Source organism: Vannielia litorea (assembly GCF_900142295.1).
In the GTDB taxonomy this organism is placed as follows: domain Bacteria; phylum Pseudomonadota; class Alphaproteobacteria; order Rhodobacterales; family Rhodobacteraceae; genus Vannielia; species Vannielia litorea.
Window position 1 is genome coordinate 1570990 of sequence record NZ_FSRL01000001.1, and the last position, 21239, is coordinate 1592228.

22 protein-coding genes and 1 tRNA gene are annotated in these 21239 nt (G+C 69.1%); 11 read left to right on the forward strand and 12 right to left on the reverse strand.

Annotated features, from left to right (window positions below):
- Window positions 1-4: 4 nt before the first annotated feature.
- Window positions 5-769 (reverse strand): phosphoribosylaminoimidazolesuccinocarboxamide synthase, encoded by a 765-nt coding sequence (gene purC, locus BUR94_RS07790; RefSeq protein WP_074255639.1) that lies wholly within the window; start codon window positions 767-769, stop codon window positions 5-7.
- Window positions 770-947: 178 nt separating this feature from the next.
- Here purC and BUR94_RS07795 point away from each other — a divergent pair, with 178 nt between their 5' ends.
- From BUR94_RS07795 to bmt, 4 genes are all read left to right on the forward strand, one after another.
- Entirely contained in the window at window positions 948-1931 is a 984-nt protein-coding gene (locus tag BUR94_RS07795) for a hypothetical protein (RefSeq protein WP_074255640.1), read from the forward strand.
- A gap of 90 nt (window positions 1932-2021) precedes the next feature.
- The gene (locus BUR94_RS07800; RefSeq protein ID WP_074255641.1) at window positions 2022-2336 is read left to right on the forward strand and encodes a DUF1476 domain-containing protein; all 315 of its coding nucleotides are present in this window, start codon (window positions 2022-2024) and stop codon (window positions 2334-2336) included.
- Window positions 2337-2464: 128 nt separating this feature from the next.
- Window positions 2465-4543 carry a phosphatidylglycerol lysyltransferase domain-containing protein gene (locus BUR94_RS07805; RefSeq protein ID WP_074255642.1) on the forward strand — a complete coding sequence of 693 codons (2079 nt, stop codon included), beginning with the start codon at window positions 2465-2467 and terminating at the stop codon, window positions 4541-4543.
- A 106-nt stretch (window positions 4544-4649) separates the two neighbouring features.
- Window positions 4650-5663, forward strand: coding sequence for a betaine--homocysteine S-methyltransferase (bmt, locus tag BUR94_RS07810; protein WP_074255643.1), 1014 nt, complete (start codon window positions 4650-4652; stop codon window positions 5661-5663).
- Between the two features lie 15 nt (window positions 5664-5678).
- Here bmt and BUR94_RS07815 read toward each other — a convergent pair whose 3' ends face one another.
- Complete coding sequence (locus BUR94_RS07815; protein ID WP_084193127.1) at window positions 5679-6755, reverse strand: PA0069 family radical SAM protein; 1077 nt, start codon at window positions 6753-6755, stop codon at window positions 5679-5681.
- 257 nt (window positions 6756-7012) lie between these two features.
- Between BUR94_RS07815 and BUR94_RS07820 the strand changes: the two genes are divergently transcribed.
- Entirely contained in the window at window positions 7013-7717 is a 705-nt protein-coding gene (locus tag BUR94_RS07820) for a corrinoid protein (protein ID WP_074255644.1), read from the forward strand.
- An 8-nt stretch (window positions 7718-7725) separates the two neighbouring features.
- Here the strand turns inward: BUR94_RS07820 and BUR94_RS07825 are convergent, their stop codons facing one another.
- Window positions 7726-8301 carry a TetR/AcrR family transcriptional regulator gene (locus BUR94_RS07825; protein WP_074255645.1) on the reverse strand — a complete coding sequence of 192 codons (576 nt, stop codon included), beginning with the start codon at window positions 8299-8301 and terminating at the stop codon, window positions 7726-7728.
- Between the two features lie 56 nt (window positions 8302-8357).
- Here BUR94_RS07825 and BUR94_RS07830 point away from each other — a divergent pair, with 56 nt between their 5' ends.
- Entirely contained in the window at window positions 8358-8990 is a 633-nt protein-coding gene (locus tag BUR94_RS07830; RefSeq protein ID WP_074255646.1) for a DUF1638 domain-containing protein, read from the forward strand.
- Window positions 8991-9013: 23 nt separating this feature from the next.
- Here BUR94_RS07830 and proB read toward each other — a convergent pair whose 3' ends face one another.
- From proB to BUR94_RS07865, 7 genes are all read right to left on the reverse strand, one after another.
- Window positions 9014-10120, reverse strand: a complete 1107-nt coding sequence (proB, locus tag BUR94_RS07835) for a glutamate 5-kinase (protein ID WP_425445245.1) — start codon at window positions 10118-10120, stop codon at window positions 9014-9016.
- On the reverse strand, window positions 10117-11160 hold the full coding sequence (obgE, locus tag BUR94_RS07840) for a GTPase ObgE (RefSeq protein ID WP_074255648.1): 1044 nt from the start codon (window positions 11158-11160) through the stop codon (window positions 10117-10119). The genes proB and obgE overlap by 4 nt, the downstream gene beginning before the upstream one ends.
- 154 nt (window positions 11161-11314) lie before the next feature.
- A complete protein-coding gene (locus tag BUR94_RS07845) occupies window positions 11315-11866 on the reverse strand; it encodes a GNAT family N-acetyltransferase (protein WP_074255649.1) in 552 nt (183 codons plus the stop codon).
- 149 nt (window positions 11867-12015) lie between these two features.
- Window positions 12016-12285: a 50S ribosomal protein L27 gene (gene rpmA / locus BUR94_RS07850; RefSeq protein ID WP_074255650.1), complete on the reverse strand. Its 270-nt coding sequence runs from the start codon at window positions 12283-12285 to the stop codon at window positions 12016-12018.
- 12 nt (window positions 12286-12297) lie between these two features.
- Complete coding sequence (locus BUR94_RS07855) at window positions 12298-12969, reverse strand: 50S ribosomal protein L21 (protein ID WP_074255651.1); 672 nt, start codon at window positions 12967-12969, stop codon at window positions 12298-12300.
- Window positions 12970-13257: 288 nt separating this feature from the next.
- Window positions 13258-14145: a DUF2059 domain-containing protein gene (locus tag BUR94_RS07860; protein ID WP_074255652.1), complete on the reverse strand. Its 888-nt coding sequence runs from the start codon at window positions 14143-14145 to the stop codon at window positions 13258-13260.
- A 114-nt stretch (window positions 14146-14259) separates the two neighbouring features.
- Window positions 14260-15420 (reverse strand): NAD-dependent epimerase/dehydratase family protein, encoded by a 1161-nt coding sequence (locus BUR94_RS07865; RefSeq protein WP_074255653.1) that lies wholly within the window; start codon window positions 15418-15420, stop codon window positions 14260-14262.
- Window positions 15421-15637: 217 nt separating this feature from the next.
- Here BUR94_RS07865 and BUR94_RS07870 point away from each other — a divergent pair.
- The 5 genes from BUR94_RS07870 to BUR94_RS07890 all read left to right on the forward strand — a co-directional run bounded on the left by BUR94_RS07870 (window position 15638) and on the right by BUR94_RS07890 (window position 18978).
- Window positions 15638-15727, forward strand: a tRNA-Ser gene (locus tag BUR94_RS07870).
- A gap of 229 nt (window positions 15728-15956) precedes the next feature.
- The gene (locus BUR94_RS07875) at window positions 15957-16550 is read left to right on the forward strand and encodes an outer membrane protein (RefSeq protein ID WP_074255654.1); all 594 of its coding nucleotides are present in this window, start codon (window positions 15957-15959) and stop codon (window positions 16548-16550) included.
- A gap of 184 nt (window positions 16551-16734) precedes the next feature.
- Window positions 16735-17442: an ABC transporter permease gene (locus BUR94_RS07880; protein ID WP_074255655.1), complete on the forward strand. Its 708-nt coding sequence runs from the start codon at window positions 16735-16737 to the stop codon at window positions 17440-17442.
- Entirely contained in the window at window positions 17435-18178 is a 744-nt protein-coding gene (locus tag BUR94_RS07885) for an ATP-binding cassette domain-containing protein (protein ID WP_074255656.1), read from the forward strand. The genes BUR94_RS07880 and BUR94_RS07885 overlap by 8 nt, the downstream gene beginning before the upstream one ends.
- Entirely contained in the window at window positions 18175-18978 is an 804-nt protein-coding gene (locus BUR94_RS07890) for an ABC transporter substrate-binding protein (RefSeq protein ID WP_074255657.1), read from the forward strand. Before BUR94_RS07885 ends, BUR94_RS07890 begins: the two co-directional genes overlap by 4 nt.
- A 112-nt stretch (window positions 18979-19090) precedes the next feature.
- On the opposite strand, the gene BUR94_RS07895 is transcribed toward BUR94_RS07890, so the two are convergent.
- Both BUR94_RS07895 and BUR94_RS07900 read right to left on the reverse strand, forming a co-directional pair.
- On the reverse strand, window positions 19091-19819 hold the full coding sequence (locus tag BUR94_RS07895; RefSeq protein WP_074255658.1) for an RlmE family RNA methyltransferase: 729 nt from the start codon (window positions 19817-19819) through the stop codon (window positions 19091-19093).
- Window positions 19820-19923: 104 nt separating this feature from the next.
- Window positions 19924-21036 (reverse strand): Ppx/GppA phosphatase family protein, encoded by a 1113-nt coding sequence (locus BUR94_RS07900; protein ID WP_074257634.1) that lies wholly within the window; start codon window positions 21034-21036, stop codon window positions 19924-19926.
- Between the last annotated feature and the right edge of the window lie 203 nt (window positions 21037-21239).

The following is a 21239-nucleotide window of genomic DNA, read 5'->3' on the forward strand; positions in this document are numbered from 1 at the left end:
TTCTTCAGTTGATCAGCTTCGGCTTGCCCATCGGGGCGGGGCCGTTGGAGGGCAGCACGCCGAGACGGCGGGCCACTTCGGTATAGGCGTCGGTCAGCGAGCCCAGGTCGCGGCGGAACACGTCCTTGTCGAGCTTGCGGCCGCTCTCGAGATCCCACAGGCGGCAGCTGTCGGGGCTGATCTCGTCGGCCACGATGAGCCGCATGTACTCGTTTTCCCAGATCCGGCCGACCTCGATCTTGAAATCGACCAGCTTGATGCCGACGCCGTACATCACGCCGGAAAGATAGTCGTTCACCCGCAGCGCCAGCGCCACGATGTCGTCGAGGTCCTGCTGCGAGGCCCAGCCGAAGGCGATGATATACTCCTCGGGCACCAGCGGATCGCCCAGCTTGTCGTCCTTGTACGAGAACTCGATGATCGGGCGGGGCAGCTGCGTGCCCTCTTCCATCCCCAGCCGTTTGGCCATGGAGCCTGCGGCGAAGTTGCGCACGATCACCTCGAGCGGCACGATCTCGACCGAGCGGATCAGCTGCTCGCGCATGTTGATCCGCTTGATGAAATGGGTCGGCACGCCGATGTTGTTCAGCCCGGTCATGAAGAACTCGGAGAGCCGGTTGTTCAGCACGCCCTTGCCCTCGATCGTCGCCTTCTTCTCGGCGTTGAAGGCGGTGGCATCATCCTTGAAATACTGCACCAGGGTGCCGGGCTCGGGGCCTTCGTAGAGAATCTTCGCCTTGCCTTCGTAGACGAGCTTGCGTCGTGCCATGGGATCCAATCCAGATGCGGGCAGGCGCGGCGCCGGGAAGGGCCACGCGGGTCTGTCCGCGCTATACGGCAAGGGGGGCCCAGCCGCAAGCGGCGGCAGGGTGCCCGACACGGCTTGGCCCCCGGCCGGAGGCGGGATAGGCTGGCCGTGCCGAGCGGTGGGCCGACCGGAGGGGGAGATGGCAGAGGATTTCGCAGTGCTGGATTTTGCGCTGGTCGCCGCGGCGCCGCGTGCGGTGGCCGTTGCGCTGGCGGCCGCCGAGGCCGGCGCGCCGCAGGCGCCGCCGCGCACGGGCGGGGTGCTGGGCCGCCTGTTCGGGCGCAAGCCCGCCCCATCTCCCGAGGCCCCGCTGCTGGTGCAACCGGCGGGCACCCTGCCCCGGGGCGTGCTGGCCCGCGAGATGCTGGACGACATGGGCTTCGGCGGGGCCGACCGCGAAATCCGGCTGTCGGCCCCCGTGGGCAATGCGGGATACACCCTGATCGAATGGCGCGAGCGGACCGATGGCGGCCCCTCGCCCCGGCTGGTCGCCCTCAGCCGCGCCCTGCCGGCCGAGGAGATCCTCGCCTTCCGGCTCACCGGCGGGCAGCATCCGGGCGGGGAATACGGGTTCGCCGTTTACCGGGGGGGCCAGGTGGTGCGGCGGCTGGGCATCCATCGCGCCGATGCCGGGAGCGACTGGGAGCCCACGCAATCGGGCACCGCGCACGCGCTGGAGGCCGAGGCCCCGCTCGACCCGTCGGACCCGGGCGCACTGATGACCCCGGCCCGCCAGGCCGGGATTCTCGCCGCGCTCGGGATCGACGCCGACCGGCTCCTGGTCGACCGAGACGGCCACGAGACGGTGCTGGAGCTCTCCACCCGCCCCGGCGGCACCGCCCCCGAGGCCCTGGCCGAGGCGCCGCCCGAGCCCGAGGAGGACACCGCCGATGCGGCGCTCGCCTGGGAGGACGAGGTGACCGGCCTGCTGGTGACCGCCGTGACCGATGCGCTTCCCGAGGACGAGCAGGTGCCCTGGCTCGACGCCATGACCGCAGACCTCGAGGCCGGGCGCACGGAGGCCGCGCTCGACCGCGCGCGCGCCCTTCTCGACAAGGGCAGCCGCCCAGCCCCGGTGCGGGCCGCCGCCGCGGCGCGGCTCGCGGTGCTCTTCGGGCATTGAGCCGCAGAGGGTATTTTGCGCCCGATCGCGCCTTCCCATCCCGGCGCGAGGCCCTTACATAGAGGCAAGGATTCACTTCGGGAGGCCCCCATGTCCACCTTCGACGATCGCGAGAACGCGTTTGAAAACAAGTTTGCCCACGACGCCGAGATGCAGTTCCGGGCCGAGGCGCGGCGCAACAAGCTGCTCGGGCTCTGGGCCGCGGGCCTGATGGGCAAGTCGGGCGAGGATGCGCTGTCCTATGCCAAGGAGGTGGTTGCCGCCGATTTCGAGGAGGCCGGCGACGAGGACGTCTATCGCAAGGTCTCGGGCGATCTGGGCAGCCTCGCGGACGAGGCCACGATCCGGGCCCAGATGAAGGCCCTGATGACCGAAGCCAAGGCCCAACTGATGGAAGAGAGCTGAAGGCACCTTTTCCACCGCGCTTCGAACGGCCGGCTCTGCCCGGCCGTTCTGTTTTGTGAAGCCCGGTTAAGCCCTTGGTCATACGGGGCTGATAGCACCCTGCCCGATACACCCCGGTCGGAGGCGGAATGGGCGAGGTTTCTCACAGGCTGCACCGCGCGGCCGGCACGCTGAAGCGGGCGGGTCTGGGGCGGCTGGTGCTGCGGCAGGGCCTGCCGATCCTGGCCGTTCTGGCGCTGCTGCCCGTGCTGGCAGGCTGGCTGCAGGGGCTCGACCTGGCCGCCGGTTGGGCGCTGCTCGCCGGGCTGCCGGGGCATCGCTGGGTCGGCGCGCTGTGCATGACCGCGGTCAGTTTCTGGGCGCTCGGGCGATACGACCTGGCCATTCACCGCTGGCTCTCCACCGGACAGAACGAGGATGCAGCCCAGGGGGCCGGGGTGACGGCGATCGCCGTCGGCCAATCCACCGGCTTCGGGCTGGTCATCGGCGCGCTGGTGCGGTGGCGCATGTTGCCGGGGCTCGGCCTTGCCCGCGCGCTGGGCGTGACCGCCGCGGTCGCGCTCTCCTTTCTGGCGGGATGGGCACTCTTTACCTCGCTCTGCCTGCTCGCCCTGCCCTCGGCCTTTCCTCATGCCGCGCCGGTCGGTGCCCTTGGCGTGCTGGCGGGTGGCTTCATCGTCGCGCTCTGTCTCTGGCCCCCCGGCTGGGGCGGGCTGGCACGGTTGCCTCGGCTGCCCTCGATCTGGCTGGCGAGCCGGATCGCCACCTTCGCCACCCTCGATTGCACCGCCGCCGCGCTGGCCTTCTGGCTGCTGCTGCCCCCCGGAACGGAGCTGGCCTTTGGCGCGCTTCTGCCGGCCTTCCTGGTGGCGCTCGGCGCGGGCATCATCGGCGGCACGCCGGGCGGGGCCGGCCCGTTCGAGGCGACGCTGGCGGTGATGCTGGCCCAGGTCGATGGCGCGGCGCTTGCCTGTGCGATCCTCGGGTTCCGCCTGGTCTACTACGCGCTGCCCGCGGGGCTCGGGCTGCTGGCGGCGGCCGCGGGGCCGATGCGCAGCCTCGCCACCCTGCGGATCGAGCGCGAGGCGCTGAGCCGCCAGCGCCCCGTCTTCCGCCGAGCCGGCCGGCCGCCCTCGCCCGACCTGGGCTGGCACCTTGCCACCGCAGACCGCGCCGAGGCCGGGCTCCTCCGCCAGGGAGAGCTCGGCTGGCTCGAGGCACCCGGCTCCGGCGGCGGCTGGGCGGCCGCGCCCACAGGCTCGGCGCTCGTGGCCATCGGGGCGCCCTTCGGCCCCTGGGGCGCAGCCCGCCACTGGATCGCGGCCCTGCGCGCCGAGGCCCGCAGCCGGGGGCTTGCGCCGGTGATCTACAAGGCGGGCGCGCGCATGGCCGCAAGCGCGCGGGAGGCCGGCTTTTGCGTGGTGCCGGTGGCGGAGGAGGCGGTGCTGGACCCGACCGGGTTTTGCCTCGACAGCCCGGAGCACCGGCAACTCCGCCGCAAGCTGCGCCGCGCCGAGAAGGCGGGGCTCGTCATCACCCGCGAGATGGGCCCGCCCGATCCGGCCACCAGCGCCGAGATGGCCGCCGTCTCCGCCGCCTGGGAGGCCGGGCGCGGCGGGGCGCGCGGGTTTTCGATGGGGCGTTTCTGCCCGGTCTACATCGGCCACCAGCATCGGTATGTCGCCCGGTCCCGAGGCCGGATCCTGGGGTTCGCCAGTTTCCACGTTTCGACCCGCGAATGGGTGCTCGACCTGATGCGCACCCTGCCCGACAGCCCGGAGGGCGGCACGGCTGCGCCGGATGGCACGATGCATGCGCTCGTTCTCCGCGCCATCGAGGAGGCCGCGGCCCGCGGCTGCCCGCGCCTGTCGCTCGCCGCCGTTCCCCTGCGCGGCACCCCCGCGGAGGACAGCGGCACACCACCGCTCTTCGCCGCCCTGCGGGCCCGGCTCGACGAGGCCACCGGCGGTGCGGGGCTGCGCCAGTTCAAGGCCTGTTTTGCGCCCCGCTGGGAGCCCCTCTACATGGCCGCGCCCAACCGCCTCGCCCTGGCGCTGGCCGCCGTCGACATCGCCCGCCGCGTCGCCCGCCCCCGGGCCCTGCCCCGGCTCGGGCCCGAGTTTGCCGCCCCCGGCGGCCTCGCCCCGCCCCGCACCGCCGACCGCGCCGCGAGGGAGCAGGCACCGCCGCTCCGCCGCGCCTCCTGAGGGGCAGGCCCCGTCTGCCCCGGTCTCGCGCGGTGATCCAGCTTTCGGCGTTGCGCCGCGGCCCCGCCTGTGGCACGCACCTGCAAACCCAAGCCCGGAGGTCCCCATGCCCGACGTTCTCTCCACCCTGCTGGCTGAACGCCCCTTCCTGCTGACCGATGGTGCCACCGGCACGACGCTGTTCAACATGGGCCTCCAGTCGGGCGACGCGCCGGAACTGTGGAACGACGAGCACCCCGACCGGATCGCCGCGCTCTACAAGGGCGCGGTCGAGGCCGGCTCCGACCTGTTTCTGACCAACAGCTTTGGCGGCAACGCCTCGCGGCTCAAGCTGCACAACGCCCAGGACCGCACCCGCGAACTCAATCGCAAGGCCGCGGAGATCGGCCGCGAGGTGGCCGACAAGGCCGGCCGCCCGGTGGTGGTCGCGGGCTCCATGGGCCCGACCGGCGAGATCATGGGCGCCATCGGCACGCTCAGCCACGAGGATGCGGTGGCGATGTTTCACGAGCAGGCCGAGGGGCTGAAGGAAGGCGGCGCCGATGTGCTCTGGGTCGAGACGATCTCGGCCCCGGAAGAATACAAGGCCGCCGCGGAGGCCTGTGGGCTGGCGGGCATGCCCTGGGTCGGCACCATGAGCTTTGACACCGCCGGCCGCACCATGATGGGCGTGACCTCTGCCGACATGGTCAAGATGGTCACCCGCCTCCCCAACCCGCCGCTGGCCTTCGGCGCCAATTGCGGCGTCGGCGCCTCCGACCTGCTGCGCACGGTGAAGGGCTTTCTCGCCGAGGGGCCGGAGCTGCCGGTGATCGCCAAGGGCAACGCCGGCATCCCCAAATACGTCGATGGTCACATCCACTACAACGGAACGCCCGAGCTCATGGCCGATTACGCCTGCATGGCGCGCGACATGGGCGCGCGGATCATCGGCGGCTGCTGCGGCACCACGCCCGAGCATCTCGCCGCGATGCGCGAGGCGCTCGACACCCGCCCCGCCGCCCCGGCCCCGACGCTGGAGCAGATCGCCGAACGCCTGGGTGGCTTTTCCTCCGCCAGCGACGGCACCGGCGACGAGCCCTCCCCCGAACGCCAGCGCCGCGGCCGCCGCCGGAGCTGACGCCCGGCCGCCCGGTCAGCCGAAGAGATCGAGCTGGTCGCCCGGTGCGGGCGGAACGCGGAACAGATCGCAGCGCAGCGGCGGCAGGTTGCGCTTGAGCCCCAACCGCTTGCAGGCCACCTCGAAACGATGCGACAGCAGCGCCGCATGGGTGCCCTGCCCCTTCATCCGGCGGCCCCATTCCGGGTCGTAATCGCGCCCGCCGTGCATCTCGCGCACCCGTGCCATGACCCGCGCCGCGCGGTCGGGCACGTTGGCCTCCAGCCAGTCGCGAAACAGCGGCGACACCTCGCGCGGCAGGCGCAGCACGATGTAGCTGGCCGCCACGGCGCCGGCATCGCGGGCGGATTCGAGGATCTTCTCCATCTCGTGGTCGGTCAGCCCCGGGATCATCGGCGAGGCCATGACCCGCACCTGCACGCCCGCGCCGGCCAGCCGCTCGATCATCTTCAGCCGACGTGCGGGCGACGGCACGCGCGGCTCCATCCTGCGGGCCAGATCGGCGTTCAGCGTGGTCACCGAAATGCCCACGCGCGCCAGCCCCTCCCAGCCCATCTCGCCGAGGATGTCCAGGTCGCGCTCGATCAGGCTGCCCTTGGTGACGATGCCCACCGGGTGGTTGTGCGCGCGCAGCACCTCCAGCAGACGCCGGGTGATCCGGTGGGTCCGCTCGATCGGCTGATAGGGGTCGGTGTTGGTGCCCATGGCGATCGGGGCCACCTCGTAGGAGGCACTCCGCAGCTCCGCCGCCAGCCGCTCGGGCGCGCCCGGCTTGGCCACCAGCCGGGTCTCGAAATCGAGCCCGGGAGAGAAGCCAAGGTAGGCATGGCTCGGCCGGGCAAAGCAGTAGATGCAGCCATGCTCGCAGCCGCGATAGGCATTGATGGAGCGGTCGAAGCTGAGATCGGGCGAGCTGTTGCGGGTGATGATCCTGCGCGGGTTCTCCAGCGCAACCTCGGTGCGCAGCGGCGGCAGTTCGGCCTCCGCCCCACTCTCCCACCCATCGTCCACCCGCTCGACCGCATAGGGATCGAACCGGTTGGCGATGTTCGACAGCGCCGCCCGCCCGCGCCTGCGGTGCTCGGGCACCATCCAGCCTGCATTCGCCTCTTCAAAACCCATGGCCACACCCTCTTGTGTGCTCCAGATATAGAACATATGGAGAACATTTTAAAGAACCACATGACCTGCATGGTATTTTTTGGCACCATTCCCCGGGCAAACGTTGCGACAAGTCGGCAAAAGCGCGTGCGATGTCGGATTTCGGAAAGTTCCCGCCTGCCGATCAGGCAAAGCGGAAAGCAGAGAAACCGCACCGGCCCCGCGCAGGCCGCACAAAGGAAACGCCCATGTCTGCGGATGACGAAGACGACATCATCCTTTCGGAACTCTCCGACGAGGACCTGACCGCCCAGATGCACGACGACCTCTACGATGGCCTCAGGGAGGAGATCGAAGAGGGCGTGAACATCCTGCTCGAGCGTGGCTGGACCCCTTACGACATTCTCACCAAGGCCCTGGTGGCCGGCATGAAGGTTGTGGGCGACGACTTTCGCGATGGTATCCTCTTCGTCCCCGAGGTGCTGCTCGCCGCCAATGCCATGAAGGCCGGCATGGCGATCCTGAAGCCGCTTCTGGTCGAAACCGGCGCGCCGCGCATGGGCAAGATGGTGATCGGCACCGTGAAGGGCGACATTCACGACATCGGCAAGAACCTTGTCAGCATGATGATGGAGGGCGCGGGCTTCGAGGTGGTCGACCTCGGCATCAACAACCCGGTGGAAAAATATCTCGACGCGCTGAAGGCCGAAGAGGCCGACATTCTCGGCATGTCCGCCCTGCTGACCACCACCATGCCCTACATGAAGGTGGTGATCGACGCGCTGGTGGAGCAGGGTCTGCGCGAGGATTACATCGTGCTGGTCGGCGGTGCGCCCCTGAACGAGGAGTTCGGCCGCGCCATCGGGGCCGATGCCTATTGCCGCGATGCCGCTGTGGCGGTGGAGACGGCCAAGCAGTTCATCGCCCGCAAGCACAACCAGCTGGCCGGCTGAGCAGAGGCTCAGGCCGGGGGCATCAGAAAGGCCTCGACCTGCGCCGCCAGCGCCTTGCCCGGATCGGTCGCCTTTCCGGGCCGGGCCACGTGGCGGGCCATGGCCATGAGGGTGAAGGCCCGGATCCCCTCGGCCATCACCTTGGGGTCCAGGTCGGTCCGGAACGGCGGCGCGCCGAAGAGCCCGCCGAACCAGCCGGTCAGGATGATATCGAGCCGCGAGAGCGCCTCGGCAATCGGGCCATCCGCGAGGGACGCGCGTTGCACAAGGTCGAAGACATAGCGTTCGCAGGTCAGCAGCTCGATGATCGGGCCGAGCGTGGCGGCCAGCGCCTTGGCGCTGGAGGGCCGCCGCGTGGTTTGCAGCGCGTCGAGCAACCGCGAGATCCGCTTGGCCACGAGCTGCTCAATCAGCACGTCCTTGTCGGCGAAATGGGTGAAGAACGTGCCCTTGGCCACGCCTGCCGCCTTCACCACCTGCTCGACCCGAAGCGCGCCGAAGCCCTCGCGGGCCACGATGCTCTCGGCGGCGGCGATCAGATTGGCACGGGTGGCGCGGGCGCGGCGCTGGATGGGCTCTGTCATGGCCGCTTGGTGGCGCTTAATCTGACCGTGGTCAATTCGAATCCGGAGGCCGGGGCGTGAAACTTCCCAGCGACAGCAAGCTGACCGAGGATGGCCTAGCCCCCGCGGGCCGGGGCGAGCTGCTGCTCATCGCCTGCGGCGCGCTGGCCCGCGAGATCCTGGCGCTGATCGAGCGGAATGGCTGGCGCCACATGGCGCTCACCTGCCTGCCCGCGATCCTGCACAACCGGCCCGAGACGATCCCCGATGCGGTGGAGGCGGCGGTGAAGAAGCACCGCGACGCCTTCGAGCGGATCTACGTGGTCTATGCCGATTGCGGCACCGGCGGGCTGTTGCAGGCGCGCTGTAAAGCACTCGGGGTCGAGATGGTGCCCGGACCCCATTGCTACAGCTTCTTCGAGGGCAACGCCGCCTTCGCCGCCCATGACGATGAGATCACGGCCTTTTACCTGACTGACTTTCTCGTGCGGCAGTTCGATGCCTTCGTGACCCGGCCGCTGAAGTTCGACAAGCACCCGGAACTGAAGGAGATGTACTTTGGGCATTACGAGAAGCTGGTCTATCAGGCGCAAACCGACGATCCGGCGCTGACCGAGCTGGCGCGGCAGCACGCTGAAACGCTGGGGCTGGCCTTCGAGCGGAGGTTCACCGGCTATGGCGACCTGGAGGTGGCGCTGGCCAAGGCCTGAGCGGGGCGGGCTTCACCCCCCGGTCACAGCGCCATGTCGTCCCGGTGGATCAGCGCCGCGCGGCCGGGGTAACCCAGCAGCGCCTCGATCTCCTCCGTCCGGTGCCCGGCGATCACCCTGGCCTCGGTGGCGGTGTAGCGCACCAGCCCCTGCCCGAGATGCCCGTCAGGCCCGACGATCTCTACCGGGTCGCCCCGCTGAAACGCGCCCTCCACCGAGCGCACGCCCGCGGGCAGCAGGGATTTGCCGGCCAGAAGCGCCTTTGCGGCACCGGCATCCACCACCACGGTGCCGCGCGGCTTCATCGAGCCGATCCAGCCCTTGCGGGCGGCCTGCGGCGTGGTCTGGGCGGTGAACCAGGTGGCATTGGCCCCCTCCTCCAGCCGCCGCAGCGGATTCATCGCGAACCCATGGGTGATCGCCATGGCGCAGCCCGCCGTGGTGGCCGTTCGCCCCGCCATCAGCTTGGTCTTCATGCCACCACGCGACAGGCCCGAGCCCGCATCGCCCGCCATCGCCTCGATCTCGGGCGTGATCTCCTCGACCACCTCGAACCGGGTGGCGGCAGGGTCGATCGACGGGTTGCCGGTGTAGAGACCGTCGACATCGCTCAGAAGCACCAAGGTATCGGCGCCCACCGTCACCGCCACCTGCGCGGCGAGCCGGTCGTTGTCGCCAAAGCGGATCTCGTCGGTCGCCACCGTGTCGTTCTCGTTCACGATCGGGATCACGCCAAAAGACAGCAGGGTCTCCAGCGTGGCGCGGGTGTTGAGGTAGCGCCGCCGCGAGGCGCTGTCTTCCAGCGTCAGCAGCACCTGTGCAGACTTCAGCCCGTGCGGCGCGAGCACCTCCTCATAGGCCCGCGCCAGCCGGATCTGCCCCACCGCCGCCGCGGCCTGGCTCTGCTCCAGCGGCAACTCGGCCACGCCGAGGCCCAGCACGCCGCGCCCCAGCGCGATGGAGCCCGAGGAGACCAGCAACACCTCGCAGCCCCGCCTGCGCAGCGTGGCAATGTCTTCGGCCAGGGCGCCGAGCCAGTCCTGCCGCAGCGCCCCGGTGGCGCGGTCCACCAGCAGGGCCGAGCCGATCTTGACGACCAGCCGACGGGCGCCGCTCAGGCCCGAGCTCAGGGCTGCCACGGCGCATCCTCGTCGTCGTCCTCAGCGGCCGCCTCGGCCTTGCGCCCCCGGACGATCTGCGCCCGCACCGCGCGCAGCACCTCGGGGATCCCCTCGCCCGCCACGCCCGAAATCTGGAACGGCCGCTGCCCGGCGGCCTCCTGCAGCTCAGCGTGTTTTTCCGCACGTTCCTCAGGGGTCAGCGCATCCACCTTGTTGAGCGCCAGCACCCGCGGCTTGTCGGCGAGGTGGCCGCCGTACATCTCGAGTTCGTGGATGATTGTGGCGTAATCCTCCGCCACCGTCTCGGAGGTGCCATCGACCAGGTGCAGCAGCACGGCGCAGCGCTCGACATGGCCAAGAAAGCGGTCGCCGATCCCCTTGCCCTCATGCGCGCCCTCGATCAGCCCCGGAATGTCGGCCATGACAAACTCGTGCCCGTCGATCCCCACCACCCCGAGGTTCGGGTGCAGCGTGGTGAAGGGATAGTCGGCGATCTTGGGTCGCGCGTTGGAGGTGGCGGCCAGGAAGGTGCTCTTGCCCGCGTTGGGCAGGCCCAGCAGGCCCGCGTCGGCAATGAGCTTCAGCCGCAGCCAGAGCGTGCGCTCCACTGCCGGCTGGCCGGGGTTGGCGCGGCGCGGGGCCTGGTTGGTGGAGCTCTTGAAGTGCAGGTTGCCGAAGCCGCCGTTGCCGCCCTTGGCCAGCACCACGCGCTGGCCCTCCTCGGTGAGGTCGGCGATCACCGTCTCCTCGTCTTCCTCGAGGATCTCGGTGCCCACCGGAACCCTCAGGATGATGTCCTTGCCATTGGCCCCGGTGCGCTGGTTGCCCATGCCCGGCTGGCCGTTCTTGGCGAAGAAATGCTGCTGGTAGCGGAAGTCGATCAGCGTGTTGAGGTTGTTCACCGCCTCGGCGATCACGTCGCCGCCATCGCCGCCGTCACCGCCGTTGGGGCCGCCGAACTCGATGAACTTTTCCTTGCGAAACGACACGCAGCCGTTTCCGCCCGCGCCGGAGCGGATGTAAACCTTTGCGAGGTCGAGAAATTGCATGGGGCTGCATCCTTGGTCTTGGGCTTCCGCGAGGTATCCCATCGCGCCGGGCTTCTCAAGCCTCCACGCGGGGCATGTGACGGCGGGTCTTGCCGACCTGGTCCGAGACACCGTGCCAGACCGCCAGGGCGCAAAAGCCCGCGCGTGCAGCGCCCTAGCCGAGCTTCTTGAGGTAGGTCCAGGTCGGAACGGTGCCGCCCCGGCTGACCGAGTAGGCCTCGGCATCGCCGAGATACTCGAAGCCCGCGTTGGTCAGCACCCGCGCCGAGGCGGGGTTGTCCTGAAAGACCTCTGCAAAGAGCGTGTCGGAGCCCTGCGGATTGGCCTCGACCATGGCCGCCACTGCCTCGGAGGCGAGGCCGGTGTTCCACATCGCGGGCGCCACCCAGTAGCGGATCTCGCTCTGCTTGCGGCCCTTCTCCGAGTCCATCCGGGTGAGAGCCACGATGCCCACCAACTCGCCCATGCCGGCGGCGGTGCCGTCGATCGCCCAGACATCCTCGCGCCGGGTTTCGGCGTGGGAGCCCCGGATGAAGGCCTCTGCGGTGCCGGGCGGCAGCGGGTGCGGCAGGTGCCGGGTGGCCCGCGCCACGCGCTCGTCGCTGGCGTAAAGGGTGATGAGCCCCGCATCGCTCGGCTGGAGCGGGCGCAGCGTGACGCGCTCTGCGGTAATGACGGGCTGCCCGGTGATCCGGTCCTGTTGCATCTTACGTTACTCCTCCGTGATGCCGGTTTCCCGGCCGGCGGTCGGGCCCCCTTCCCTTCCGCCATGACCCTAATATGGGGCCTAAACGCATCGGGGGGACCGGCTTTCTGCCGACCCCCCCGAAAAAGTGATTTCGCACCGGGTTCGGCTTACTCGGCTGCCTCCTGGACGGGCAGGACCGAAATGAAGGTGCGGCCCTTGAGGCCCTTGTGGAACTTCACGCTGCCTTCTTCGGTCGCGAATATGGTGTGATCGCGGCCGATGCCGACGCCCTCGCCCGGCCACCACTTGGTGCCGCGCTGACGCACGATGATGTTGCCGGGGATGACGGCTTCGCCACCGAATTTCTTGACGCCGAGGCGACGGCCCGCGGAGTCGCGGCCGTTACGGGAGGAGCCGCCTGCTTTTTTGTGTGCCATGGGTCGTTCTCCTTACTTGCCGGCCAGTTCTTTGGCCTGTTCGATCCAGCCTTCGCGCTCGATGCGGCCCTTGAACGAGAGTTTCTCGTCCATCTCGGCCACGTCATCGGCACTCCAGGCGGCGATCTGGGCGAAGGTGGTCACGCCAGCTTCGTGCAGTTTTTTCTCCAGCGCCGGGCCGACACCCGAGAGCTGCTTGAGGTCGTCGCCACCCTCGGCCTTGGCGGCCTTGGCGGGAGCGGCTTTCTTGGCTTCGGCCTTCGGAGCCTCGGCCTTCTTCTCGGCGGCCTTCTTCGGCGCGGCCTTCACGGCGGCGGCCACGGCGGCGCCCGACACGGAGCCGGCACCGATGGCGGCCTTCACGCCGGTCTTGTCACCGCCCTTTTCCAGGATCTCGGTGACGCGCAGCAGGGTGAGCTGCTGGCGGTGGCCCTTGGTCCGCTTGGAGCTGTGCTTCCGGCGGCGCTTGACGAAGTGGATGACCTTCTCGCCCTTGATCTGGTCGATCACCTCAGCCTGCACGGCGGCCCCGTCGACCATCGGCGAGCCGATGGTGGCGCCCACCATGAGAATCTCGTTGAACTGGACGGTTTCACCCGCCTCTGCGGCCAGCTTTTCGACCCGCAGCACGTCGCCGCTGGTCACCTTGTATTGCTTGCCGCCGGTTTTCATAACCGCAAACATGTAGTTTTCCTTACGTCTGTCGCGTTCCTGCGGTCCCCCTTGCGGGGCGTTACCGGCCTCTCGGCCACCTCGAACAGCGTGCCCTTCACCTGGGCCTTGTTGCATAGGTTTTCCACCCGTTGCCGGGTAGAGCGCGGCTTATCGGGTGGAACGGGGTTTCTGTCAAGGGGGTTTCCGGCGTTGCGGGCCTGGCAGGCCGGGCGCCCCGACCCGCCTCCACACCGCAGGACGGTCGGGCGGACAGGAGGGTGCCGGCAGACCTCTCGGCCCGGTTCGGCAGGGCGGCGCTCAGATGTCTTCGCTGACCATGAAACGGGCGGCGGCCAGGCCGAGGTCGCGGGAGATATCGGTGAAGAGCTCGTCGAAGCCCGCGAAGATCGCCCGGTTCAGCGCCCGCCCCTCCGGCGTGCGCGAGAGCGCCGTGTAGGCCTCGATATCGGCCGTATCGAGCGGCTTGTAGGCCATCGCGAGATAGGACCAGACCCAGTTCTCGGTCTCTTCGCGGATGTCTGGCTCCTGCATCCAGACGTCGCGCAGCATGTCCTCCTCGCTCATCTCGGCGGGCAGCGCGCCCCCGGCGGCGAGGCCCTGGTAGAAGGCGAAGTTGGAGTTCAGCGCGCCGGCGATGTTGGTTTCCACGAGGTCGTTCGTCTCGATGTAGTCGCGCAACACCTCGAGGCGCGGGTCATCCGCCCCCACCATCTCGCTGTAGGCCTCGCGGCTCATCTGCTCCACCGTGTCGTCGAGCAGCGCGGCGCGGGCGGAAATTTCGAGCGAGACGATCCTGCGGCCCAGCTCGCTCTCGAAAAAGGCCTTGAGCGGGGCGGTATCGACCCCGGCCATCTCTTCGGAGAAGCGGCGCAGCATCACCCGGTCGAGCCGGTCCACCTGGTAGATCTTGTCGACCAGCCCGGCCCAATCCTCGCCACCTGCGCCGGGAAAAAGCTCACCCTGCAACGATCTGGAGTAGGCCAGCCCTTCGTCGCGCAGGATCGGCATCAGCCGGTCCATCCCCAACGCGTCGAGCAGCGCCCGCGCCTCGGCCTCTTCCATCCGCGTGGTTTCGGACCGTTCGGACGCGCTCCTGGGCCCGGCCTCGGCCAGCGCGGGCACGCCCGCCCCGCAGAGAGCGGCGGCCAGCAGAAGGGCGCTGAGGGCTCGGTTGGGTCGGATCATCTGAAAGGCTACTCCGTCGCGCGGTGTGGTTCACTCTGGAATAGGCTTTCGCGGCCCTCTTTCCAAGCCAATGTCAACAATTTGAACCAGATGCGGCAGAAATCACGCCCGGCCTCAGCTCTTCCAGAGCGAGACGCAGGGGATCTTGCTGCGGTCGCAGCGCTCGGCGTACCGGCGGGCGATGTCGCGCACCTCCTCCAGCATCCCGGCCTCCAGCGTGATCGGCTCAAGCCCCATGCCCAGGAAGCGGTCGTTGGTGACATGAAGATCGTTCTCCGCCGCCTCCCGGCGCGGATTCTCCAGATAGGCGATCTCGGCACCCATCTGATCGTGCAGCATCTGCGCGAGATCCCGAACGCGGTGGGTCTCGGTCATCTGGTTGAGGATGTTCACCCGGTCTCCGTCGCCCGGCGGGTTCAGCAGCGCCAGCTCGATGCACCGGCAGGTGTCCTGGATGTGGATGAAGGCGCGGGTCTGGCCGCCGGTGCCATGCACGGTCATCGGGTAGCCGATGGCGGCCTGCATCACGAAGCGGTTGAGCACCGTGCCATAGTCGCCGTCATAGTCGAACCGGTTGATCAGCCGCTCGTCCATCCGGGTCTCCTCGGTCTGGGTGCCCCAGACGATGCCCTGGTGCAGGTCGGTGATCTTCACCCCGTCGTTCTTGTTGTAGAAGTGAAAGAACAGCTGATCCTGGGTCTTGGTCATGTGGTAGATCGAGCCGGGGTTGGCCGGATAGAGAATTTCCTGCTCGCTGGGCCCGTGCGCGGTATCGACCGAAACCTTGAGATAGCCCTCGGGGATCTTCATGCCGGCGGTGCCGTAGCCATAGACGCCCATGGTGCCCAGGTGGACGAGGTGAATGTCCTGCCCGCTCTCCACGATGGCCGAGAGCACATCGTTGGTGGCATTGAGGTTGTTGTTGACGGTGTAGCGCTTGTGGGCGCTCGATTTCATCGAGTAGGGCGCGGCGCGCTGCTCGGCGAAATGGATCACCGCATCGGGCTTTTCCTCGGCGAAGAGCGTCAGCAGCCGGTGGTAGTGCTCGCCCACGGTAAAATCGTGAAACCCGATCTCGCGGCCCGTCAGCTCCTTCCAGACCCGCAGGCGCTCGCCCAGGGGCCGGATCGGGGTGAGGCTCTCGACCTCGAGCTCGATGTCGATCTTCCGGCGGCTCAGGTTGTCGACGATGATCACGTCATGGCCGCGTGCCGACAGGTGCAGCGCATTGGGCCAGCCGCAAAACCCGTCTCCGCCGAGAATGATGACTTTCATGAAACAGGGCGCCTCCCAGCGCAAAACACCAGCCAGGCCCCCACCTTGGGCGAGTTCTACCCGAGCCGGGGCGCAGGTCAATCGGGGGCGCTCGAATTCGCCGCGCGGGGTGGTGCGGAAGCCTCAGTCGGGGCGTTGCGCCTTCGGCCCGCTCAAAGGGGTTGCGCCGCCCGCCCGGCTCTTATACATCCGCGCCACCTGAGACCACAGGGATCGCGGAGAGGTGCCGGAGTGGTCGAACGGGGCGGTCTCGAAAACCGTTGATCCTTCACGGGATCCCAGGGTTCGAATCCCTGTCTCTCCGCCACTTTCCCCATGCTGCCAGCTCAACCTCGGTGCCTGCGCCGCGCCCCACCGGGGCCGGCCGGCGCCGCGCCGCGCCCCTTCACGGGCACCTCCCGAAGACGTGACGCCGATGGCCCGCATTTCGGGGAACGGAAATCTTGCCACAAACGTTTAACGACCTCAGATGCACTCGAGCACTCAGCCCGGATGCAATCGAACACACACGAAAAGCGTCCTAAAAGGAACGACACATGAAGACCTTTATCGCAGCAGCAACGCTCCCCGCGCTCCTCGCCTTCCCGGCGTTTGCAGGCAACCTCGAAACCCCGCTCGCCGACGATGTGGTGACGACCCCCGCCCCCGTGGTGGACCTGGGCCGCGACTGGACCGGCGGCTACGTGGGCCTGAGCTTCGGCACCGGCTCCGGCGAGATCGACGGCGGAGGCGCTACCAACGACTTCGATGTCGAGGACAACTACGGCCTCTACGGCGGCTATCTCTGGGATAACGGCAACCTCGTCTATGGTGGCGAACTGGCCTACAGCTCCCTCGGCCTCAACCCCGATGTCGGCCCTGATGCCGATGCCGATGTCTGGGCCCTGAAGGGCCGCCTCGGCTATGACGCGGGCAACTTCCTGCCCTATGCCACCGCAGGCTTCGCCAACATCACCTCCGAAGGCGAGAGCGGCGACGGCTACGTGCTGGGTGCCGGCCTCGAATATGCCGCGACCGACAATATCCGGGTCCGCGGCGAGTACCTGAACCACCAGTTCGACGACTTCGGCGACACTGGCAACGACGTGAAGGCCGATACCTTCAGCCTCGGCCTGAGCTACAACTTCTGACCCTGTCCCTCGTCGGAAGTTGAAAGGGGTGGCGCCGTCGCGCCGCCCCTTTTTTCATGCCCTGAGCGGCCGGCCGCGCCCTGCCCTTGTCGCATTCGCCCGCTTCAGGGTCGAAAGTCCGGTTTCCGCCCTCCCTGATTCTTGCCTAGGATGCGCCCGAGCGCCTTGGGAGGGGCCTGCCTTCATGTCTGCATTCCGCGACGCCATATCCGAGGCCGCCGGGCTGATCGTCCGGGCGGATGCCGATTTTCTGGAGATCGTCGCGCTCTCGGCCCAGGTCACCGGACTGGCGGTGCTGATCGCCTGCCTGATCGGCTTTCCGCTGGGCGCCCTGCTGGCGGTGGGCCGGTTTCGCGGGCGCGGCGCGCTCTCGGTCCTCGTCAACGCCGCGATGGGCCTGCCGCCGGTGGTGGTGGGGCTGGCGCTCTACATGCTCTTCTCCCGCGCCGGGCCGCTCGGCGTGCTGGGGCTGCTCTACACCCCCACGGCCATGGTCATCGCCCAGGTGGTGCTGGTGACCCCGATCGTCGCCGCCCTGACCCGGCAGGTGGTGGCCGACCTCGATGCCGAGTTTTCCGAAACCCTCCGCGCGCTCCGCGCCACCCGGGCCCAGGCCATGACCACGCTGCTCTGGGAGGCCCGCCCGGCGCTGGTCACCGCCGCCCTCGCCGGGCTGGGCCGCGCCATGGCCGAGGTGGGCGCGGTGATGATCGTGGGCGGCAACATCGACCACCTGACCCGGGTGATGACCACCGCCATCGCGCTCGAAACCTCGCGCGGCGAGCTGTCGCTCGCGCTGGCGCTGGGTCTGGTGCTGCTGACCGCCTCGCTGGTCATCAACGGCGCGTTGATGGGGCTGCGCCAGCGCATCGGCGAACCGGCCCATGGCTGAGCGCCGCGTCATCCCCCTGGCCCGGCCCGAGCCGCGTGGCGCGGAGCCCGGCGTTTCGGTGCGGGGCCTGCATGTCGCTCGGGGCGGACGGGCACTGCTGCGCGGGATCGACCTCACGCTGGGCGGCTCCGGGATCACCGCGCTGCTGGGCCCCAACGGGGCGGGCAAGAGCCTGCTGCTGCGGGCCATCGCCGGGATCATCGCGCCGGACGACGGGGAGATCACCCTCGCCCCGCGCCTCGCCCGCCCGGCGCTGGTGTTCCAGAAGCCCGTGCTGCTGCGCCGCACCGCCCGCGCCAACCTCGCCCATGCGCTCAAGCTGGCGGGCCAGCCCCGCGCCGCCCGGGCCGCCCGCATCGCCGACCTTCTCGAGCAATGCGACCTGACCCAGATCGCCACCTCCCCCGCCCGCAGGCTCTCGGGCGGCGAGCAGCAACGGCTGGCGCTGGCCCGCGCGCTGGCCGCCGATCCGGCGCTTCTGCTGCTCGACGAGCCGACCGCCTCGCTCGACCCAAAGGCCACCGCCGCGATCGAGGCCATCACGCTGCGCGCCGCGGGCCGGGGGGTGAAGGTGGTGCTGGTCACCCACGACCGCGCCCAGGCCGAGCGGCTGGCGGGCGACGTGGTGTTTCTTCACGATGGCCGGGCCGTCGAACATGCCCCCGCGCCCCGCTTCTTTTCCAACCCCGCCTCCCCCGAGGCGCAGGCCTACCTCGAAGGACGACTGATCCTGTGATCCGCCCCATTCTTGCCGCCGCCCTCTCGCTCCTCGCCCTGCCCGCCCTCGCCCAGGGCCACATCACCGTGCAGAGCACCACCTCGACCCAGAACTCCGGGCTCTACGAGCACCTGCTGCCGATCTTCGAGCAGACGACCGGCATCGACGTGCGGGTGGTCGCCGTGGGCACCGGGCAGGCGCTGGAGAACGCGGGCAATTGCGATGGCGACATGCTCATCACCCATGCCCGCGAGGCCGAGGAGGCCTTCGTGGCCTCCGGCAAGGGCCTCGCGCGGTATCCGTTGATGTACAACGACTTCGTCCTGGTCGGCCCTGCCGCCGACCCCGCCGACGCGCAGGGCAAGGATATCGTGGCGGCGCTGACCCGCATCGCCGAGGCCCGCGCGCCCTTCGCCTCCCGCGCCGACGACAGCGGCACCAACAAGGCCGAGCTGGCGCTCTGGGCCGAGACCGGGGCCAACCCCAAGGCCGCTTCGGGCGAATGGTATCTTGAAACCGGCTCCGGCATGGGCGCCACGCTGAACCTCGGCACCGCGCAGGGCGCCTATGTGCTCACCGACCGCGCAACATGGGACACCTTCGCCAACAAGGCCGATTTCGAGATCCTGGTGGAGGGCGACCCGAGGCTCTTCAACCAGTATGGCGTGATCGTGGTGAACCCCGCCGCCTGCCCGGCCACCCGGATCGAGGCGGCGGAGACCTTCGCCAGATGGCTCCTGGGGGACGGCGGGCAGGATGCGATCGAGGCCTTCGCCCCCAATGGCCGGCAGCTCTTCTTCCCCAACGCCAGCGAGTGACGTCTGGCCTCGGCGGATCTGGCGCAAGAGAATGAGCAGAGCGCCGGGCCAGACGACCGGGACAATCTACCTGAGGTTGCGCATTTTCCTTCCGAGACGACTGCCGGAGGCACTACTCCTCCGACCGGCCCTTGAAGCCCGTGGCAACGACGAATTTCTCCGAGCTGTCGGCGCGGCTGGCGCCGGGCTTCACGTTGGCGACCTTCTCGAAACGCTGCTTCAACAGCACCTGCAACTCGCCCTCGGCCCCGCCGGCCAGCACCTTGGCAACGAAGGTGCCGCCCTTGGCCAGCACGTCGAAGGCCAGGTAGGCCGCGGCCTCGCAGAGCGCGACGATACGCAGGTGATCGGTCTGCTTGTGGCCCGAGGAGGCGGCGGCCATGTCCGACATCACCACATCGGCCTCGCCGCCCAGCCAGGCCTTCACCTTCTCGTCGGCGCCGTCCTCCATGAAATCGAGCACATGCAACTCGGCGCCGGCGATGGGCTCCACCTCCTGGAGGTCCACCCCGATGATCCGGCCCTGCGCCTTGCCGCTCTTCTCGCCGAGCGCGTTGATCCGCGGCACTGCGACCTGGCACCAGCCGCCGGGGGCGCAGCCCAGGTCCACCACCCGCGCGCCGGGCACCAGAAAGCGATACTTGTCGTCGAGCTCCATGATCTTGAAGGCGGCGCGCCCGCGGTAGCCCTCCTTGCGGGCACGCTGCACATAGGGGTCGTTCAGCTGCCGCTCGAGCCAGAGGGTCGAGCTGAGCTTGCGCCCGCGCGCGCTCTTCACCTTCACCCGAAGGTCGCGCTGGCCGCGTCCGGAGGTGTTCTTTCCTGTGGGGTTCTTCGCCATGGGAGCGGGTTAGCTTGGCGCGCCGGTCGGTGCAAGTTCCGTCGGATGGCATGGTGCCCCCGGGCTGCGGGCCCTCTGCGGGCTGCCTGCCACCCCGGCGCCGCTCAAAACGGCCCGTCCTCCAGCACGCCGTCGGCGCTCATCTGGGCATAGAGCAGGCCCTCGCGCAGCCCCCGGTCGGCGACCGAGAGCCGGTCGGTCGGCCAGGCCCGCATCAGCGCCTGCAGGATCGCCGCGCCTGACATGATCAGCGCCTGCCGGTCGCGCCCGATGCGCGGATCGGCCCGGCGCCCGGCATCGCCCATGATCAGGTAGCCCCGGATCACCGCGTCGATCTGGGCCGTGGTCATCCGCAGCCCGTCCACCTTGTTGCGGTCGTAGCGCCGCAGCCCGAGGTGCGAGGCGGCCACGGTGGTGACGGTGCCCGAGGTTCCGATGATCTGGAAGTTCTCGCGCCCGACGCCCGCCTGATAGGGCGTGAACTCGGCCAGCATGTCCTCGAAATAGCAGGACATCAGGGCAAAACGGGCGCCATCGCCCTTCACGTCGCGGAACTGGTCGCGCAGCGTGGCCACGCCGAGCGGAATCGAGATCCAGTCCACCACCTTGGCGGCGGGAAACGGGCCCGCATCGGCCACGAAGCCCTTGTGCAACCGCATGATCGCCTTGGGCCGCTCCGGGCGCGGCACGCGGGAAATGTCGATCCACACCAGCTCGGTCGAGCCGCCGCCGATATCCACCACGAGAAGCTGTTCGGTGCGGGTGGAGACCAGCGGCGCACAGCTCACCACCGCAAGCCGCGCCTCCTCCTCGGGCTGGATGATCTCGAGCTCCAGGCCGGTCTCGCGGCGCACCATCTCGATCAGCTCGCCCGCGTTTCCGGCCCGGCGGCATGCTTCGGTGGCGACAAGGCGCATCCGCTCGACATTGTGCTTGTGAAATTTCTTCCGGCAGATCCGCATCGCCTGCACCGTGCGGCCCATCGAGGCACGGCTGATCCGCCCCGAATCCTCCAGCCCCTGGCCGAGCTGGACCGACTTCGAGAAGCTGTCGATCACGTGAAACTGGCTGCCCTTGGGCTGGGCCACCAACATCCGGCAGGAATTGGTGCCAAGATCCAGCGCCGCATAGGTGGCGACGGGATTGGCAACCGGCGGTGCAGGTGGTTCGACCGCTTTGGGGAACGCGCCCGCACCGGTGGGACGCTTCGCGGGCATGACGCCCTCCATTTCGAGTTGCCGCCAGCGTAACGCCCAACCCCGCGCCAAGGCAACCGTTTTGCCGGGCCGCGGGGTTCAGACGGCATCTGCCCCCGCCGCCCCCGCCGCCCTTCCCCCCGCGCGCCCGAGGGCCTAGGCTCGGATGCGACGGGCGCTTGTCGTTTCCGCGTCGAACCATGTCGAAAACCGCGCGTGAACTT

What these genes read in the sequence shown, in the direction of transcription:
- BUR94_RS07845 (WP_074255649.1), bottom strand. Translation starts at nt 11,866, where the DNA reads ATGCAACAGGACCGGATCACCGGGCAGCCCGTCATTACCGCAGAGCGC.
- BUR94_RS07815 (WP_084193127.1), bottom strand. Translation starts at nt 6,755, where the DNA reads ATGGTGCCCGAGCACCGCAGGCGCGGGCGGGCGGCGCTGTCGAACATC.
- BUR94_RS07825 (WP_074255645.1), bottom strand. Translation starts at nt 8,301, where the DNA reads ATGACAGAGCCCATCCAGCGCCGCGCCCGCGCCACCCGTGCCAATCTG.
- BUR94_RS07800 (WP_074255641.1), top strand. Translation starts at nt 2,022, where the DNA reads ATGTCCACCTTCGACGATCGCGAGAACGCGTTTGAAAACAAGTTTGCC.
- BUR94_RS07820 (WP_074255644.1), top strand. Translation starts at nt 7,013, where the DNA reads ATGTCTGCGGATGACGAAGACGACATCATCCTTTCGGAACTCTCCGAC.
- BUR94_RS07855 (WP_074255651.1), bottom strand. Translation starts at nt 12,969, where the DNA reads ATGTTTGCGGTTATGAAAACCGGCGGCAAGCAATACAAGGTGACCAGC.
- purC (WP_074255639.1), bottom strand. Translation starts at nt 769, where the DNA reads ATGGCACGACGCAAGCTCGTCTACGAAGGCAAGGCGAAGATTCTCTAC.
- BUR94_RS07865 (WP_074255653.1), bottom strand. Translation starts at nt 15,420, where the DNA reads ATGAAAGTCATCATTCTCGGCGGAGACGGGTTTTGCGGCTGGCCCAAT.
- obgE (WP_074255648.1), bottom strand. Translation starts at nt 11,160, where the DNA reads ATGCAATTTCTCGACCTCGCAAAGGTTTACATCCGCTCCGGCGCGGGC.
- BUR94_RS07900 (WP_074257634.1), bottom strand. Translation starts at nt 21,036, where the DNA reads ATGCCCGCGAAGCGTCCCACCGGTGCGGGCGCGTTCCCCAAAGCGGTC.
- bmt (WP_074255643.1), top strand. Translation starts at nt 4,650, where the DNA reads ATGCCCGACGTTCTCTCCACCCTGCTGGCTGAACGCCCCTTCCTGCTG.
- BUR94_RS07805 (WP_074255642.1), top strand. Translation starts at nt 2,465, where the DNA reads ATGGGCGAGGTTTCTCACAGGCTGCACCGCGCGGCCGGCACGCTGAAG.
- BUR94_RS07875 (WP_074255654.1), top strand. Translation starts at nt 15,957, where the DNA reads ATGAAGACCTTTATCGCAGCAGCAACGCTCCCCGCGCTCCTCGCCTTC.
- BUR94_RS07880 (WP_074255655.1), top strand. Translation starts at nt 16,735, where the DNA reads ATGTCTGCATTCCGCGACGCCATATCCGAGGCCGCCGGGCTGATCGTC.
- BUR94_RS07885 (WP_074255656.1), top strand. Translation starts at nt 17,435, where the DNA reads ATGGCTGAGCGCCGCGTCATCCCCCTGGCCCGGCCCGAGCCGCGTGGC.
- rpmA (WP_074255650.1), bottom strand. Translation starts at nt 12,285, where the DNA reads ATGGCACACAAAAAAGCAGGCGGCTCCTCCCGTAACGGCCGCGACTCC.
- BUR94_RS07795 (WP_074255640.1), top strand. Translation starts at nt 948, where the DNA reads ATGGCAGAGGATTTCGCAGTGCTGGATTTTGCGCTGGTCGCCGCGGCG.
- BUR94_RS07895 (WP_074255658.1), bottom strand. Translation starts at nt 19,819, where the DNA reads ATGGCGAAGAACCCCACAGGAAAGAACACCTCCGGACGCGGCCAGCGC.
- BUR94_RS07860 (WP_074255652.1), bottom strand. Translation starts at nt 14,145, where the DNA reads ATGATCCGACCCAACCGAGCCCTCAGCGCCCTTCTGCTGGCCGCCGCT.